This window comes from Micromonospora sp. NPDC049836, from assembly GCF_044465125.1.
Taxonomy (GTDB): domain Bacteria; phylum Actinomycetota; class Actinomycetes; order Mycobacteriales; family Micromonosporaceae; genus Micromonospora.
In genome coordinates, this window is sequence record NZ_JBITLH010000002.1 from 525,321 (window position 1) to 540,794 (window position 15,474).

The 15,474-nt window shown below is 74.1% G+C and carries 9 protein-coding genes; 4 read left to right on the forward strand and 5 right to left on the reverse strand.

The window, feature by feature from the left end; all coding sequences use genetic code 11:
• Nucleotides 1-1,548, reverse strand: a complete 1,548-nt coding sequence (locus tag ACIBPB_RS06285; protein WP_396838493.1) for an ABC transporter substrate-binding protein — start codon at nt 1,546-1,548, stop codon at nt 1-3.
• A gap of 166 nt (nt 1,549-1,714) precedes the next feature.
• Complete coding sequence (locus ACIBPB_RS06290; RefSeq protein WP_396838494.1) at nt 1,715-2,401, reverse strand: TMEM175 family protein; 687 nt, start codon at nt 2,399-2,401, stop codon at nt 1,715-1,717.
• Between the two features lie 235 nt (nt 2,402-2,636).
• On the opposite strand from ACIBPB_RS06290, the gene ACIBPB_RS06295 reads away from it, so the two are divergent.
• Both ACIBPB_RS06295 and ACIBPB_RS06300 read left to right on the forward strand, forming a co-directional pair.
• Nucleotides 2,637-2,996 carry a hypothetical protein gene (locus tag ACIBPB_RS06295; protein WP_396838495.1) on the forward strand — a complete coding sequence of 120 codons (360 nt, stop codon included), beginning with the start codon at nt 2,637-2,639 and terminating at the stop codon, nt 2,994-2,996.
• A 19-nt stretch (nt 2,997-3,015) separates the two neighbouring features.
• Nucleotides 3,016-3,468 carry a DUF2690 domain-containing protein gene (locus ACIBPB_RS06300; protein ID WP_357312954.1) on the forward strand — a complete coding sequence of 151 codons (453 nt, stop codon included), beginning with the start codon at nt 3,016-3,018 and terminating at the stop codon, nt 3,466-3,468.
• A 105-nt stretch (nt 3,469-3,573) separates the two neighbouring features.
• Here the strand turns inward: ACIBPB_RS06300 and ACIBPB_RS06305 are convergent, their stop codons facing one another.
• The 3 genes from ACIBPB_RS06305 to ACIBPB_RS06315 are packed head-to-tail and all read right to left on the reverse strand — an operon-like array spanning nt 3,574 to nt 11,794.
• Nucleotides 3,574-7,278, reverse strand: a complete 3,705-nt coding sequence (locus tag ACIBPB_RS06305) for an SGNH/GDSL hydrolase family protein (RefSeq protein ID WP_396838496.1) — start codon at nt 7,276-7,278, stop codon at nt 3,574-3,576.
• Between the two features lie 17 nt (nt 7,279-7,295).
• The gene (locus ACIBPB_RS06310; RefSeq protein WP_396838497.1) at nt 7,296-10,214 is read right to left on the reverse strand and encodes a hypothetical protein; all 2,919 of its coding nucleotides are present in this window, start codon (nt 10,212-10,214) and stop codon (nt 7,296-7,298) included.
• Between the two features lie 14 nt (nt 10,215-10,228).
• Complete coding sequence (locus ACIBPB_RS06315) at nt 10,229-11,794, reverse strand: hypothetical protein (RefSeq protein ID WP_396838499.1); 1,566 nt, start codon at nt 11,792-11,794, stop codon at nt 10,229-10,231.
• Nucleotides 11,795-12,029: 235 nt separating this feature from the next.
• Here ACIBPB_RS06315 and ACIBPB_RS06320 point away from each other — a divergent pair, with 235 nt between their 5' ends.
• Both ACIBPB_RS06320 and ACIBPB_RS06325 read left to right on the forward strand, forming a co-directional pair.
• Nucleotides 12,030-12,872 (forward strand): BTAD domain-containing putative transcriptional regulator, encoded by an 843-nt coding sequence (locus tag ACIBPB_RS06320; RefSeq protein ID WP_396838500.1) that lies wholly within the window; start codon nt 12,030-12,032, stop codon nt 12,870-12,872.
• Between the two features lie 81 nt (nt 12,873-12,953).
• Entirely contained in the window at nt 12,954-15,422 is a 2,469-nt protein-coding gene (locus ACIBPB_RS06325) for an ATP-binding protein (RefSeq protein ID WP_396838501.1), read from the forward strand.
• Nucleotides 15,423-15,474 lie beyond the last annotated feature (52 nt).

Below are 15,474 nucleotides of genomic sequence, written 5' to 3' on the forward strand. Positions count from 1 at the left end.
TCAGGCCGCCAGGTAGGCGTCCGTGGCGACGACGCAGCCCAGCGGCACGGTGGTCAGGCCGGTCAGCTTGGCGCTGCGGACGTGGTACTGCGGGGCGACGGCGGTCACGTGGCTGAACGCGCTGTCGAGCAGGTATTCGGACAGGTCGGCCAGTGCCTTCGGCCGGGCGGCGTCGTCGGCCTGCTGCAGCCCGGCCTTCAGGGTGTCGTAACGGGGCTCGGCGAACCGGGAGGGATTGCCGGTCCGCAGCGACGGCATGGCGTCGACGATGGTCGCGGCGGAGAAGCCGACCATGCCGTGCAGCAGGAGGAACGCCGGGCCGAGGGTGCCGGCGACCTGCCGGGCGTCGTACTCGGCGGTGTCCAGCGCGACGGCCTCGGGCGCCAGGCCGATCTGCTCGAGGTTGTAGCGCACCACCTCGAAGAGGCTCTTCATGGTGGGCAGGTTGGCGAACGCGATCGGCACCCGGGCGCCCGTGGCGCCGGCCCGCGCGATCAGCCCCTTGGCCTTGTCGAGGTCGAGGCGGTAGTGGTCGGACAGGCTCTTGGGGTAGCTGCTCTCGTTCGGGCTCCACCACAGGTCGGTGACGAGCGCGTCGTCGCCGAAGACCTGGCTCTTGATCCGTTCCCGGTCCAGCGCGTAGCCGACGGCCTGCCGGACCTCCCTGCGGTCGAACGGCGCCGCGGCGACGTTGAGCCCGAGCGGGTAGAACACGCCACCGGCGTTCTCCAACGCGAAGGCCCGGTCGGACCGCAGGGCCGCGATGTCGACGCTGGTCAGCCCGTTGGCCAGGTGGGCCCGGCCACCGCGCAGCGCCGCCTGCAACGCGGTCGGGTCGGTGATCACCGAGACCTCGACCTTGTCGAAGTACGGCCGGTCCGGCACCCGGTACGCCGGGTTGCGCTCCAGCGTGATGCCGGCCTTGGGGCGCCACTGCTTCCACACGAACGGCCCGGTGCCGATCACCGCGCTCCCGTCCCCGATCCGGGGGAACGTGTCCCGGTCCACGATCGGCGTCAGGTGCAGCAGGTCGAACAGGCTGTCGCTGGGCTTGTCCATGCTGACGGTCACCTGGTGCGGCCCGGTCGCCGCGACGTGCAGCCGGAGCGCCACGGCCCGCAGCTGCGACGCGTTCCTGGCGTCCTTGACCTGCTCGAGGGAGTAGACGGCGTCCTCGGCGGTCATCCGCCGGCCGCTGTGGAAGGTGACGTCGTCGCGCAGCTCGATCACGAGCTTGGTGCGGGCGGCGTTGAAGGTCCAGCTCCTGGCCAGCACGGGCTGGGGCCGGCGCTGGTCGTCCAGCTCGGCCAGCGGCTCGAAGACCAGCCGCCGCCACATCCAGTTGCCCGCCCGGTTGGCCAGGACGGCACCGGGCTGGGCGTCCGCGCTGGCCGCGAGCTGCAGGGTGCCGCCGCGCACCGGTCCGGCCGCCCTGGGGGTGGCGGCGTCGTCGACGGCCGCGCGGCAGCCGGTCAGGGCGACGAAGGCGGTGGAGACGCTACCGGCAAGCAGGGCCCGGCGGGAGAGGAAGGGGGACGAAGAAGACATGTGGGGGCATCCCTTCGAGGCGCGGGACGACGCCGGACCGGCGTCGCGAGGGGACGCTAGCAGCGCCACCAGCGCTTTGACTAGATGCTGCCGTGATTGATTTTCGTCCCCACGCAATCTGCCGGGAATTTTCAACGATGCCGTGAACGGCAGGCCGCACCCCCGGTCAGCCGCGCCGGCGGGGCCCCCGCCGGAGCAGTCCGGCGTGAACGCCTTCGCTGGTGACGCCGTGGTAGATGATCATCAAAATGACGCCGATCAGCCCGAAGAGCGGGTGCACGAGCCAGCCGAGCAGCCCGGTCAACCCGAAGAGCACGAGGCCGGTGATCGGGCGCACCTCCTGCACCCGGACCTGGTCCTGGCTGACGTGGCTCGCGCGCAGCGCCGGGTGCCGGCGCAGGTAACCGAAGAACACCAACCACGGTGCGGACATCAGCGCCGCCGCGAAGGCGTACAGGACCACCGCCACCCGCAGGTCGTGGGTGTCGCCCTCGGTGAGCGCCGCGGCCAGGACCGCGGTGGGGAACGGGATGCTGACCACCCCGAAGAGGATGGCGAGGTTGATCCAGTTGAGCGCGAGATTGGTGCCGCGGACCAGCCGGAGCAGCGCGTGGTGATTGAGCCAGAGGACACCGACGTAGATGAACGACACGACGAATGCCAGGAAGGACGGCGCCTCCGAGCGGAGTGCCGCACCCAGCCCGCCCTCGTGGAAGTCCGGCACCCGCAGGTCCAGCACCAGCAGCGTGATGACGATCGCGAAGACGGCGTCGCAGAACGCGGCCAGCCGGCCGGTGTCGGCGAGCCCGGCACCAGGGTCGCTCGGCTCAGCCTCCTGGTGAGCTGCGGACATTGCCGCAGGCTAACAGCCGCGCACCGAGGGTGAGCCCGATCGGCCGGCACCCGGCGGACGAGGATCCGGCCGACGAGGTGCGGGGTCGTGCCGCCGCGGCGCCGCCGCCCGGACCGGCCCGCGGACGACCGCCGGCGGGCATCCGAACGGCACCGCACCGGGCCCGACCGGTGGGCCGCCGGTGGCGGCCGTCGATACAACGGTCCGGACCGCCCCGACCGAAGGAGTTGCGCAGATGCGTCGTCCCCTCCTCCTCCTCGCCGGCATCGCCGCCGGCGCGCTGGCGCTGCCGGCGCCCGCGCTGGCCGGCTACGACTCGGCTCACTGCTACAACATCAACAGCACCGGCTGTACCACCACAAGCATCCCGGCGGAGACGCCCGGCCACTGGCTGAACTACAGCGTCGACGCCGGCCCGATCTGCTCGGCCGACTGGAAGGTCGTGGACGCCGGCAACGGGGTGACCGTCGGCAATGGGCACGTCAGCCGCAACGGCCACGCCGGCAGCTGGATCGGCGGCCTGTACGGCTCCTACTACCTGCGGATCTACAACAGCTGCCCGGGCAGCGAGGGCACCATCTCCAACTTCGACTGACCACGGAACGGAGATCCACATGCGTCATGCCAGCCTCCGGCGGCTCACCGCCGCCCTGTTCGCGACCGCCGCCCTCGTGCTCGCCAACGCCGCCCCGGCCGCGGCGGCCACCAGCGGGTGCGGGTGGAGCTGCGAGGGCAAGGACCCGGCGACCTTCCGGGTCTGGAACAGTTCGACCTCGTACTTCTACTGCGCCGACGACAAGCAGACGGTGGCGTGGGCCACCACCGGCCGTCCCAACGACTACACCGTGCAGCTGCGCTACAGCGCTCGCTGTCGGACGGTGTGGGCGCTCTCGGGCTCCGAGGTCCACTTCTGGGTAGAGCGGCAGAGCCCGTACGGGTACGCCGACGCCTACCCGGTGACCGGCGGCGGCGACGTCCGCACGGTCATGCTGAACGACGCCGGCTACGTGAGCCGCGCCTGCTACGACTACCCGGCGGGCGGCGTCATCTGCTCGGCTTGGTACTGACCTCGACCGACGCTGGTGGCGCTCCCGTCCGGGGGCGCCACCAGCGTCGTTCTCCGGGCCGACGGCCGGGGGCGCACGGTCCGCCGTACGCCCCCGGCCGCTTCCTCAGCCGCTGGCCAGGGTGGTGTTGACCAGGTCGGCGTAGCCGACGTGTCCGCCGTTGTTGGGATGGAAGCTGCCGCTCTGTTCGCTCGGCACGATCCCGTTGATCCACTGCACCTCGCCCACCTCGCACACCGCGTGACCGGTGAACGCGAGGGTGGGATCGGCGAAGGTGATGTCCACCCCCGGGTAGTCGGTGCGGGTGACCTGCACGGCCAGCGCGATGCTCTGGGTGAGCCGGTCGGCGATGCCGTTCATCCAGGCCTGCACCTCGGGCAGCAGGCCGTGGCAGAGCACCGGCGACCAGTTGCGGAACAGCCGCGGGTAGCCGACCACGACGATCTTCGCGTGCGGCGCCCGGACGTGGATCTGCTCGTAGACGCTGACCAGGTGGCTCTGCAGCCGGTCCACCAGGTACGGCTCGTACCGGATCAGCGGCTGCGGATCCTTCACGTTGGTCTTCGGGTCGGCGTCGCCCCAGGAGCGGGTGAGCACGTAGTCCTCGGCCACACAGTTCACCGACGTCTTGATGCAGGCGCTGAGGATGTCACCGAAGTCGACGTCGTTGCCGCCGATGCTGACCGTCACCAGTGTGGTGTCCTCGTCCAGCCAGCCGGAGTCGTCGATCTGGTTGACCTCCCCGTAGTGGTAGTTGTTCGGCCAGCCCCAGATGGTGTTGTCGGTGTTCCCGACGGTCACCGCGGCCTGGGTCAGGTCGACCGACTGCGCGCCGCTACAGGCCAGGAAGTGGAAGTCGGCCGCGTTCGCGGCGGCCTCCGTCGCGATGCTCTGGGCGTGCCCGGGCAGCTTCACCATGCTCGGGTACGCCTTCGTCAGCGACCGGTGGCACTTGTTGCGCGGGTCGCGGACGGTGTCCTCCTCGTAGCCGGGATTCCCCTCCCCGGACGAGTAGGAGTCGCCGAGGGCCACGTACCGGGCGGCGGGCCGGGTGGACGGGATGAAGGCGATCGCGTCGAACGCCACGTCACCGCCGTCCACCTTGCTCGCCGCCACGTGTGAGCTGGCGTTGCTCAGGCTCACCGAGGCGCCCGCGGCCAGGTCGAAGGTGCCCAGGTCGACCCAGTTGTTCTGCCACCAGTACTGGTTGACCATCCCGTGCCGCACCTGCCCGTTGCCCAGCCTGATCAGGTAGTCGGCCTGCTCGGTGGTGCCGCCGCTGAGCGGCACGTGCACCTTGATCCGGGTCCAGCCGGTCCGCGACGCCGGCGGGGTCCAGGTGCCGGTCACCGTGGTGTTCGTGGCGCTGTGCGCGAACCACAGGTGCCCGCCGAAGCCGGCGCTCAGCTGATGGAAGTCGATCTTGCCCGGGTAGTGGATGCAGTTGCTGGTGCACCCCCCCGTGGTGGTGTACGGGAAGTTCAGCGCGAACGACCCGCTGTCGGTCCAACTCTTGCCGCAGGGCAGCGGGCTGCCGACGGTGACGTCGTCGACGATCGCGGTGCCCGCGGGGAAGCCGCTGGTGTCGCAGTCCACCGGGTAGACGTTCGGCGCGGACGGCTCCGGGTCGCCCGCGACGTACTTGAGCACCTCGATGCCGCACGGGCTGGCCTCCCCCTCGGCGGGCGTGCACGAGGCGAACTGCCAGGGCACGTGCCACCAGCAGTGCAGGTTGGCCAGCAGGCACCGGCCCGCCCCGCCCTTGCCGTTGACGTCGGTGGCGGCGCCCGGCTGGCACTGGTTGATCTGCGGGTCGCAGAACTCGCCGACGTGCGCGGGCAGGTGCGGCTCCCCGGCCGACCGGGTGTACGCGGGCCGCCACTCGCCCGCCGCGTAGTTGTAGCGGCCCACCGGCGTGTACGCCCAACCCAGCACCTTCTCCTGGTAGGGCCAGCGGTTGGGGTGCTTGGTGTGCTCGTCGTTCTTGCCGTCGAAGGTGCCCCGGTCCACCGGGTAGTTCGGGTTGGCCGGGTTGTTCGCCCAGCCGAGCCCCCAGTAGCCCGCGCTGTCCGTGCAGGACGGCGACGGGGTGCAGCCGGTCGTGTTGCCGTTGGCCCCGTTCGGCTGGACGCCGGTGTTGTACGCCCACGCCGCGAAGTACCAGTTCTCGAGGTACCGGGGATCGCCGCCGTTGACCACGATGCCGGCCGTCTTCAACTGGTTCCACTTGTCGATCAGCATGTTCAGCGAGGCCGCGACGTTGGACGCGTAGTCGGTGGCGATCGCCTTCTGCTGCACGGGCGTGAACAGGCTGGCGCCGTCGGCCAGCGCCATGCCCGAGGTGACCTGCCCGACCCCGTACCCGCAGTCCGGGTTGCTCCAGCTGGAGTGGTCCCCCCAGCCGTAGAAGCCGCCCTGGTTGAAGTTGCCGTTCTGCCCGTCCACCGCGTGCGGGCTGGCGTGCATGGTGTTGGACTCCTGGGCGAGCGTGCCGAGCAGCACCTGGGCCGGCACCTGACCGCCGCCGACCAGCGCGCGCCGCGGGAAGAGCACCTGCGGTTGCCAGGCGTTCGGCATCCCCGAGTTCTTCCAGTTCGCCGGCCGGTTGATCAGCAGCTTGCCGGCGACGGCCAGGTCGGCGGCCCACTCGACCTGCGCGGCGGTGGCCTGGAACGCCTGGATCTGCGGATCGTTGCGGGGCACCGAACAGGAGCGGTCCGGGTCCCAGGGCACGGTGGCCGGGTCGGTGGCGAGCAGCTTCGGCGCCCCGCCGGCGACCGCTGCGAGGGCCGGGGACGGCGCGGCGCCCTCGGCCGGGCGCGGCGCCTCCGGGCGTACGCCGGAGCGGTCGGTGACGCCGGTGGCGGTCCGCGTCGCCGCGACGTCGATCCGGTCCCGGCTGCGCAGCACGGCGTCGGTCACGACCAGCGCCCCGGTGCTAGACGGTTCCGCGTCGACCGGGCCGGGCACGGCGGTCACACCGACGCCGTGGATCCGGGACCGGGCCGGCCCGGTCACGAAGACCCGGCCGGCGCTGGCGTGCAGCCGTACCTCGCCGAGCGGTGCGGAGCCCAGCGCGGTGGAGCGCCGACCGGTCCAGCGCCGCACCTGCGCGGTGCCCTGCGCGCCGGCCACCTCGTAGACCAGGCCGCCGCCGCGCTCCGGGTGCAGCCGGAACGGCTGCCCGGCGGCGCGTTCGAGCACCCGGACGGCCCCGCCGGGGCCGACGGCGACCAGGTCGTCGCCGGAGACGGCCGCGATCCGCCCGGCGTACGGGACGGCCGAGGTGACCTGGCCGGGCACGGTGACCCGCATGGTGGACCGGCCGGTCGCCGCGTCGAGCACGGAGATCGCGGTGCTGGTGCCGGAGGTGGCGACGGTGGCCTCCTCCCCCGCGCCGCAGCCCGGGTTGAAGTAGGCCAGCGACGAGCGCTCGGCGAGCTTGCGGACCGCGCCGCTGCCGAGGTCGACCACGGCGACGAAGCCGCCGGCGTCGCGGCCCCGGTCGGTGTTGGTGAACTCCCGGGGCGCGTACACCACGACCGCGCGTCGGCCGGAGGCGGTCACGCAGGCGTCGCCGATCCACGCGGTGGTGTCGAACTCGGGCTCGCGCAGCGTGGCGGCGGTCCGCCAGGCGTACCCGTCGGACTGGTCGGCCACCAGGATGTGCAGGCCGTCCTTGTCGCCGGCGGTGGTGACGGCCCGGTCGGTCGGGCCCTGGGCCCGGGGCGGCGCCGCCGCCGCGGGTGGCGCGGTGGCCAGCCCGGCCAGCAGGCCGAGCAGGCTCACCGCGGTGGGCGTTCTTCTCACAGTCGTGTCCCCTTTGGTCAACCGCGGACGAAGGCCATGGCGTCGTAGCCGACGCTGGCCTCGGTGGAGTCGGAGAGGGTGTTGTCGAGGCGTACGGTGAGGCCGGCGGCCGTCTGGAAGCGGCCGAGGTTCACCCACCTGCCGGCGAAGGTGCTCTGGTCGACGGTGACCAGCCGGATCCGGTTGTCCACCGAGCGGATCTGGTAGACGGCGTTGCGGGTCTTGGCGCCGTGCGGCGGCACGTAGGCGTAGACGGTGAGCTGTCCGGTCCACTCGACGGGGGTGCGCCAGGTGCCGACGACCCGGAACTGGTCGCCGCCGCGGGCCCGGGCGAACCACATGTGGCCGCCATAGCCGCTGTCGAGCTGATGGAAGTCGATCTTGGAGGTGTACTCGCCGGGGGCGACGCCGCTGAACTCCAGCCCGAAGCTGCCACCGGTGCTGCTGGCGTTCGGGCAGCGGGGGGTCACCGTGCCGGCCGGCAGGTCGTCCACGATCACCGCGCCGGTCGGCAGCGAGGTGGTCGTGCACTGCGGCGGCCAGTGCGTGCCGTCGGCCGGCTCGGTGTAGCCGACGCTCAGGTCGTACCGGATGCCCTCGTAGCCGCAGGAGTCCGGGCAGTCGGTCTTCCACTGGACCGGCGCGTGGTACCAGCACTTCAGGTCGTACTGTCCGTAGATGTTGCGGTGCAGGCAGGGGCCGGGCTTCTCCCCCTCCAGGCCCGGCTCGTCCGGCTGCACCCGCGCGCCGGGCGAGCAGGAGTTGGTGGCGTCGCAGAACAGCTCCGGCCGCGGCCGGAACCCGACGCCGGGCACCTCGGCGAAGCCGGACGCCGCGCTGCGCCGGAGCCGCGAGGTGAGCGTGTCGCCGTTCCAGTACGCGATGCGGTAGCCCGCCCCGTCGTCGCCGGTGTCGATGGAGGCCGCCGCCCAGCCGATCACCTTCTCCTGGTACGGCCAGTCCTGCGGGTGCGCCGCGTCGCTGAACACCGGCACGTTGTCGTCGGTCTTGCGGGGATCCTTGACGTCCAGGAACGGGTGCCGGGTGGGGTCGTACCGGGGGTTGGCGGGATTGTTGCCCCAGCCCACCCCCCACGACGAGCCGTCGTGCAGGTCCGGGTGGAACCCCGAGTTGTACGCCCACACCGCGAAGAACCAGTTCTCGATCCGGGTCGGGTCGCCGTTGTGCACCACCAGCCCGGCCGACATCGTCTCGTTCCACTTGTCCTGCAGGATCTGCAGTCCGGCGGCGATGTTCGCCGCGTAGTCGAGCGCGATGGCGCGCTGCTCCGTCGGCTGGCGGATGTGCTCGCCCGGCTTCGGGTGGGCGGCGGCGCGCATGCCGTCGGTGACCTGCCCGATGCCGTACCCGCAGTCGGCGTCCGCCCAGTTGATCCGCCAGTCGTCGGCGGTGTTGGCGTCGTAGTAGTGCCGGCCGTAGTAGTTGCCGATCAGCGGGTTGCCGTACTCCCCCGAGTCGGCCTGGGAGGCCTGCCACAGGTTCGACTCCTGGGTCAGGATGCCGAGCATGATCTGTGCTGCGACGTGGTCCCGGCCCGGCACGGCGCCGACCAGGTCCCGCGGCGGGAACATGGCCTGCGGCGCGTACGCGGGCAGGCCGAACTTGCGGTAGCCGGCCGGCCGGAGCTGGGTCAGCCCCTTGAAGACGGCGTAGTCGACGGCCCACTCGACCTGGCGCGGCCGGGGCTGGTAGGCCATCGTGCCGGTCTGGTTGCGCGGGATCGAGCAGTAGCCCTCCGGATCGGACGGATCGGTCGACGACCCGGCGGCCAGCGCCGCCGTCGTGGTCCCGGCCGCGACAGCGGTCGGCGCCGCGTTCGTGGTCCCGGCGGCGGTCGGCGCCGGCATCGTGGTCCCGGCCGGGGCGGTGGGCACCCGGAACGCGGCGGTCCCGTCCCGGGCCGTCCCGGACGGCAGTGCCTCGGCGGCGGTCAGCTGCGGCTCGACCGCGAGCTGCCCGCCGGTGGACAGGTCCGCGCGCGGGTCGGCGGCCACCCGGGACAGCCGGGCCGGCAGCGCCGCCACGCTCGCCGGCGCGCCGGTCAGGAAGACCCGGCCCGCCGAGCCGCGGGCCAGGCCGAACGCGCCGAAGCCGCCCTGCGCCAGCAGGGTGTCCCGGCCGCCGGCGACCCGCCGCGCGGCCATCCCGCCCGCCGTCCGGGCCAGGTAGCTGACCCCGCCGTCGCCGTCGACGGTCAACCCGAACGGCACGTCGGCCGCGCCGGTCAGCGCGGTGGCCCGCCCGGTGGCGGAGACCCGGATCAGGCCACGGCCGCGGGCGGCCGTGAAGCCGTCCCCGGTCGGCACCGCCGAGGTCACCTGCCCGGCGAGGCGCACCGGCGGGGCGGCCCGGCCGGTGCCGGCGTCCACCCGGACCAGGCGGGTGCCGGACAGTTGCTCGTCGCCCTCCTGGGTGAGGGCGGCGGTCTCGCCGGCCCCGCAACCCGGGTTGAAGTAGGCCAGGCTGCTGGTCACCGCCAGCCGTCGCACCGCGCCGGTGTCGAGGTCGACCACGGCGGTGAAGCCACCCCGGGCGCCGAGTTGCTCGTGGTTGGTGAAGGTGCGGGGCGCGTAGACCGCCACGACGCGCCGGCCGGACCCGGTGAGGCAGGCGTTGCCCACCCACCGGTCGGTCTCGAAGCCCGGTTCGGCGAGGGTGGCGGCGGTGCGCCAGGCGTACCCGTCGCGCGCGTCCGCGACCAGGATGTGCAGACCGGCGGCGTCGCCCGTGGTGGTCCACGCGCGGTCGGTCGAGCCGCGCCAGCCCCGGCCGAGGACGGCGTCGCGGTCGCCGGCCGCGATCGAGGCGCCGACGGTCGCCGGAGCCCGGTCCTGTGCCCGGGCCAGCTGCGGTGCGACGAGGGCGGTGGCGAGGACGGCGAGCGCGAGGGTCCGCCGCAGGGTCGTGCTGAGCATGCTGTTCACCGCCTTCACGGGGTGTCGTTGAACTTGGTGACGAGTTCGAGCCAGGTGCCGAAGGAGTTCTCGAAACCCCGCAGCATCGGCATGACGTCCCCGACGTCGACGAACTGGACGTTCTCCAGGCCGTCGTCCTGGGGGAACTCCATCCGCATGACGAGGCCGCGGATGGTGACGCCGGTGGTCGTGCCGCCGTCCACGGTGAACACCGTCGCGCCCACGTCGCCCGGGCCCTGGTACGGCAGGCAGCCCACGTCCTCGGGGGCGGGGCTGATCGTGCAGGTGGTCCCGTCGCGCAGCGTGTACCAGGAGTGCTCGGCCAGCAGCACCCGGGTCAGGCCGCTCAGCACGGTCGAACCGCCGGTGGAGTTCGGCGTCCAGCCCGAGCGGTTGCCCAGCGTGTCGCTCACCTGCGCGCCGCACGCCAGGCCGGTCTGTGCCCCCGTGACGCAGACGTGCTGGCCGGCGACCAGCGGGGCGGCCCGCTCGATCGACCAGCCGGTGTCGCTCCACGAGCCACCGGTGTAGAGGAACGGCTCGGCGCCGCCGGCCGGCCGGGTCAGCATGACCCCCGGCACGGCGCTCACCAGGGTGTTGTCGCCGGCCAGCACGTCGTTGACGGCCACCCCGTTCGGCTTCACGAACAGGTCCCGGGGCTTGCCGCAGGAGGCCGGGACCAGCAGGTACTCCACGGCGGTGAGCGGATTGCGCACCGGAAAGCCCGACGTGCAGTGGTACGCGGTGTCGGCGTCGATCACCTTGCCCGTCGCGTCCCGGGTCTGCCAGCCGGAGTTCCCGCCGGCCGCGTTGCGGTTGATGAGGTGCGCGCCGCCCCACGCCGGCCGGGCGTCGTCCTGCCGGCTCGGCGAGGGCAGCGTCTCCGCGGCGGCGACCATCGTGGCCGCTGCCGTCGCCGTCCCGGCCGCCTTCGACCGGGCCGACTTCGACCCGGCCGACTTCGACCCGGCTGCCTTCGACCCGGCCGGCTTGGCGGCGGCCGGCTTCGGGGCGGCGGCGGCCCGGGTCAGCGTCACCTCTACCGGCAGCCGCGGCAGCCGGGCGCGGGTCGCCGCCGGGTCCGGGCTCGCCACCACCAGGGCCGTGCCGCTGACCGGGTAGCTGACCGTCACGGTGCCGTCGGCGCGCGCCACGGTGGCCGCCGCCGACGCCAGCTCCGCGCGGGAGTACCGCGCGGCGCGGACGGTGACCCGCCCGGTCCGGACCGCCGCGATCTCCCGCCGCACCGCGCCGGGCGGTGCGCCCTTCCAGAAGACGTCCACCCCGTCGCCGGCACCGGTCAGCGCGACGCCGGCGAAACCGGCGGCCGTGCCGTCGCCGGCCGCCCGCTGGATCCGCAGGGCGGCCTCGACCAGCGGCGCCTCCCGGCGCATCCGGGCCAACTCCTGGGCGGGTATGCCGTTGACCGTGCCGCCCGGCCCGGCCGCCGCCTCGACCGCGGCCACCGGCGCGGTTCCCGGCGCCGCCCGGCCCGGGGTGCCGGAGGCGCTGATCAGGCCGGGCAGGGCCAGGCCGAGCGCCACCAGGCCGGCGCGCACGCCGGTGCGTCCGGCGCTCACGGCCAGGTCTCGCGGCGTGTTGACAGGTCCAGCATGTCGATCTCCCCCTTGGTGTACCGGCCGATGTGGGCGGCCCCAGCCTGCGGACCCGGCACACCGCGCGGGCATCGCCGACGGACCACGGTGGATCGCGGGGCCGGGCGAGGGATGCCAAGCCGATGCCAAGCGCGGCCCGGCAGCATCAGGCCCGGCGGCCGCCGCACCGGTCGCCACGGCCTTCACGAGGGGACACGACATGCACCACGCCATCCGCGTACGCCTGCTGGGACCGGTGACCGTGCACGGCCCGGACGGGCCGGTGCCCGTCGGCGGGCGGCGCGCCCAGCGACTGCTGGCCACGCTCGCGCTCGCGCCGGGCCACCCGGTCTCGGTGCCGGCCCTGATCGACGCGGCCTGGCCCGAATCGCCCCCGGCCACCTGCCGGGACCAGGTGAACAACTGCCTGGGCGGGATGCGCCGGCGGCTGGCCGGCGTGCTCGGCGAGGACCTGCTGCGCCGCACCTCCGGCGGGTTCGAGCTGGGGCTGGCCGCCGACCGCGTCGACGCGCACCTGTTCCGCCGGGCGGTCGGCCGGGCCGACGCCGGCGCCGACGAGCCGGCGCTGGTGGCGCGGCTGCGCGGGGCGCTGGCGCTGTGGACCGGGGAGGCGCTGGAGGGCATCGCCGACGGCACCCTCGCCGCCGACGCGGCCCGGCTCAACGAGCTGCGGCTGGCCGGCTACGAGGAGCTGTTCGAGGCCCAACTGCGGTTGGGCGCCGGGGATCCCGCGCTGATCGCCGAGATCGCGGCGCTGGCCCGCCGGCACCCGCTGCGCGAGCGGCTCACCTGGCAGCTGATGCGCGCGCTGCACGCGGCGGACCGGTCCGCCGAGGCGCTCCGCGTCTACGACGAGCACCGCCGCTGCCTGCGCGAGGAGCTGCGGGTCGAGCCGGACCCGGCGGTACGGGCGCTCGCCGGGCAGCTGCGCCTCGGCCGGACGGACCCGGCGCAGGCCCGGCCCGAGTCGCTCGGCGCGCTGCTGACCCGGCTGTCGGACCTGGCCCGCGAGGTGGCGTGGCGGCTGGAGGCAGGCACCTGACGGGCGTACCGGCCGGCACCCATCGCCGCCGGTTGATCTCATCGGCAGCCCGCCGGAGCGGCCGCGGACTAGCATGGCGACGTGACCGGTCAGCCAGTCAAGTCGTTGCTGGGCGAGTTGCGGCGAGTCGCCGGGCTGACCCAGGAGGAGCTGGCCGAACGGACCGGACTGACCGTCCGGGGCATCAGCAACATCGAGCGGGGCCGGGTGCCCCGGCCGCGCCGGCGTTCGGTGGAGGCGCTCGCTCTCGGCCTCGGCCTCCGGGGCGACCAGGTCCACCGGTTCGTCCGGCACTACTGTCCCGACGCGGCCCGGCCGGCGTACCCCGCCGGCGCGGTGGTCGCCGTGCCGGCCCAGTTGCCGGCCGCCAGCACGTCGTTCACCGGACGGCGGCGGGAACTCGGCCGGCTCGACGCGCTGGCCGCGCAACGCGGCCATGGGGTCGTGGTCGCCGTCCTGGAGGGCATGGCCGGGGTGGGCAAGACCTCGCTGGCGCTGCACTGGGCGCAGCTGCACCGGGCGGACTTCCCGGACGGTCAGCTCTTCGCCAGCCTGCGCGGCTACGGTCCCGGCGCGCCGGCCGAGCCGAGCGAGGTGCTGCACTCCTTCCTGCGGGCGCTCGGCGTGCCGGCGGCCGACGTGCCGGCCGAGCTGGACGAGCGCTCCGCCCTGCTGCGCAGCGTGCTGGCCACCCGCTCGGTGCTCCTGCTGCTGGACAACGCCCGCTCCGCGGAGCAGGTGCGCCCGCTGCTGCCCGGGCACCCGGGCTGCCTGGTGGTGGTGACCAGCCGCAGCATGCTGCACGGCCTGACCATCAGCAACGACGCGCACCGGGTGACGGTGCCGCTGCTCACCGACGTCGAGTCGCGGTCGTTGTTCGGCCGGCTGGCGGGCGCCGACCGGCTCGGCACCGACGGGGCCGATGTCGCCGACGTCGTGTCGGCGTGCGGCGGGCTGCCGCTGGCGCTGCGCATCGTGGCCGAGCGGCTGGGCCAGGAACGGGAGCTGTCCGCGCTGGCCGCGGCGATGCGCTCCACGGGCGACCGCCTCGACGCGTTGACCACCGAGGAGGAGAGCACCTCGCTGCCCGCCGTGCTCTCCTGGTCCTACCGCACCCTTCCCCCGGACGTGGCCGGGGCCTTCCGGCTGCTCGGGCTCCATCCCGGCCCGCACTGGGAGCCGGCGGCGGCGGCCGCGCTGCTGGGCACCGGCGTACCCGAGGCCCGCCGCCTGCTGCACGCGCTGGTCGACCACCACCTGCTCGAACGGCGGGCGGACGGCCGGTACGAATTCCACGACCTGGTCCGCGACTACGCCCGCGGCCTGGCCGGCGCCGGACCCCCGGGGCGCTGGTGCGAGCCGGTCCGCCGGCTGGCCGAGCACTGCCTGGCCCGGGCGGTCGCCGCGGCGGAGCTGATCGCGCCGCCCGACCCCAACCGGCGCCCGCTGCTCACCCCGGTCGCCGCCGACGGCGGCGCGGACACCGGTCCCGAGGACGCCGCCACCTGGCTGGCCACCGAGCTGCCCACGCTGCTCGCGGTCGCCGAACAGTCCGCCGCCGCGAGCGCCGCCGGGGGCAGCTACGCGCGGGACCTGTCCACCGTGCTGTGGCAGGCGTTACGGGTGCACGGCCACTACAGCGCGCTGCGCACCCTGCACGGCCTGGCGCTGGCCGAGGCGCGGACCGCCGGGGACGCGGTCGGGCGGCAGCAGGCCCTGGTCGACCTCGCCACGGTCTGCGCCCGGCTCGGCCACTACGACGAGGCGGTGGAACAGCTCACCGAATGCCTCACCGTGGCCGGGAACCCGGCGGTCACCGGTCGCGCGTACAACACCCTCGGCGTGGTGCAGGCGCAGCTGGGCCGGTACGAGCCGGCGGCGCGGCACCTGCGGCGGGCCGTCGCCCTGGCCCGAAAGACGGGCGACGGCCTGAACGAGGGGCGGTCGCTGAGCAACCTGGGCTTCCTGCACGAACGCCAGGGCGAGCTGGACGCCGCGCTGCGCTGCTACGAGCAGTGCCTGACCATCGCCCGGACGCACGGCGACCGGCCCAGCGAGGCGATCGCCCTGCACAACCTCGGCGACGTGCACCGCGCCCTCGGCGACCACCGCGGCGCCCGCGAGCACCTGCACCGGTCGCTGCGGGTCAGCCGGGCGGTGGGGCACCGGGAGGCCGAGGGGTACGCGCTGGCCTACCTCGGGCTCGTGCACCTGCACCTCGGTGACCCGGAGACCGGCCGCCGCTACCAGGAGGCCGCGCTGGCGATCGCCGTCGAGACCGGCATCCGTCCCCTGGAGACGCTGACGAACAACGGTCTCGGTGACAGCGCCCGGGCCACCGGCGACCGGCCCGCGGCGCTCGCCTACTACCTGCGCGCCTGCGACCTGGCCCGGCGTACCCGGGAACCGCACGAGGAGGCCCGGGCGCTGGACGGGATCGCCGCGATTCACGACGACGCCGGTGACCGGGCCAAGGGCGCGCCGTACCGCCGGCACGCGCGGTCGCTCTACCAGGCGATGGGGGTGTCGGCCCACCCGGGCGATCACTGACCGGAACTTCCCTGGGAAAAGTTCCGGTCCGTTGTTCATGGACCGGGCCCGG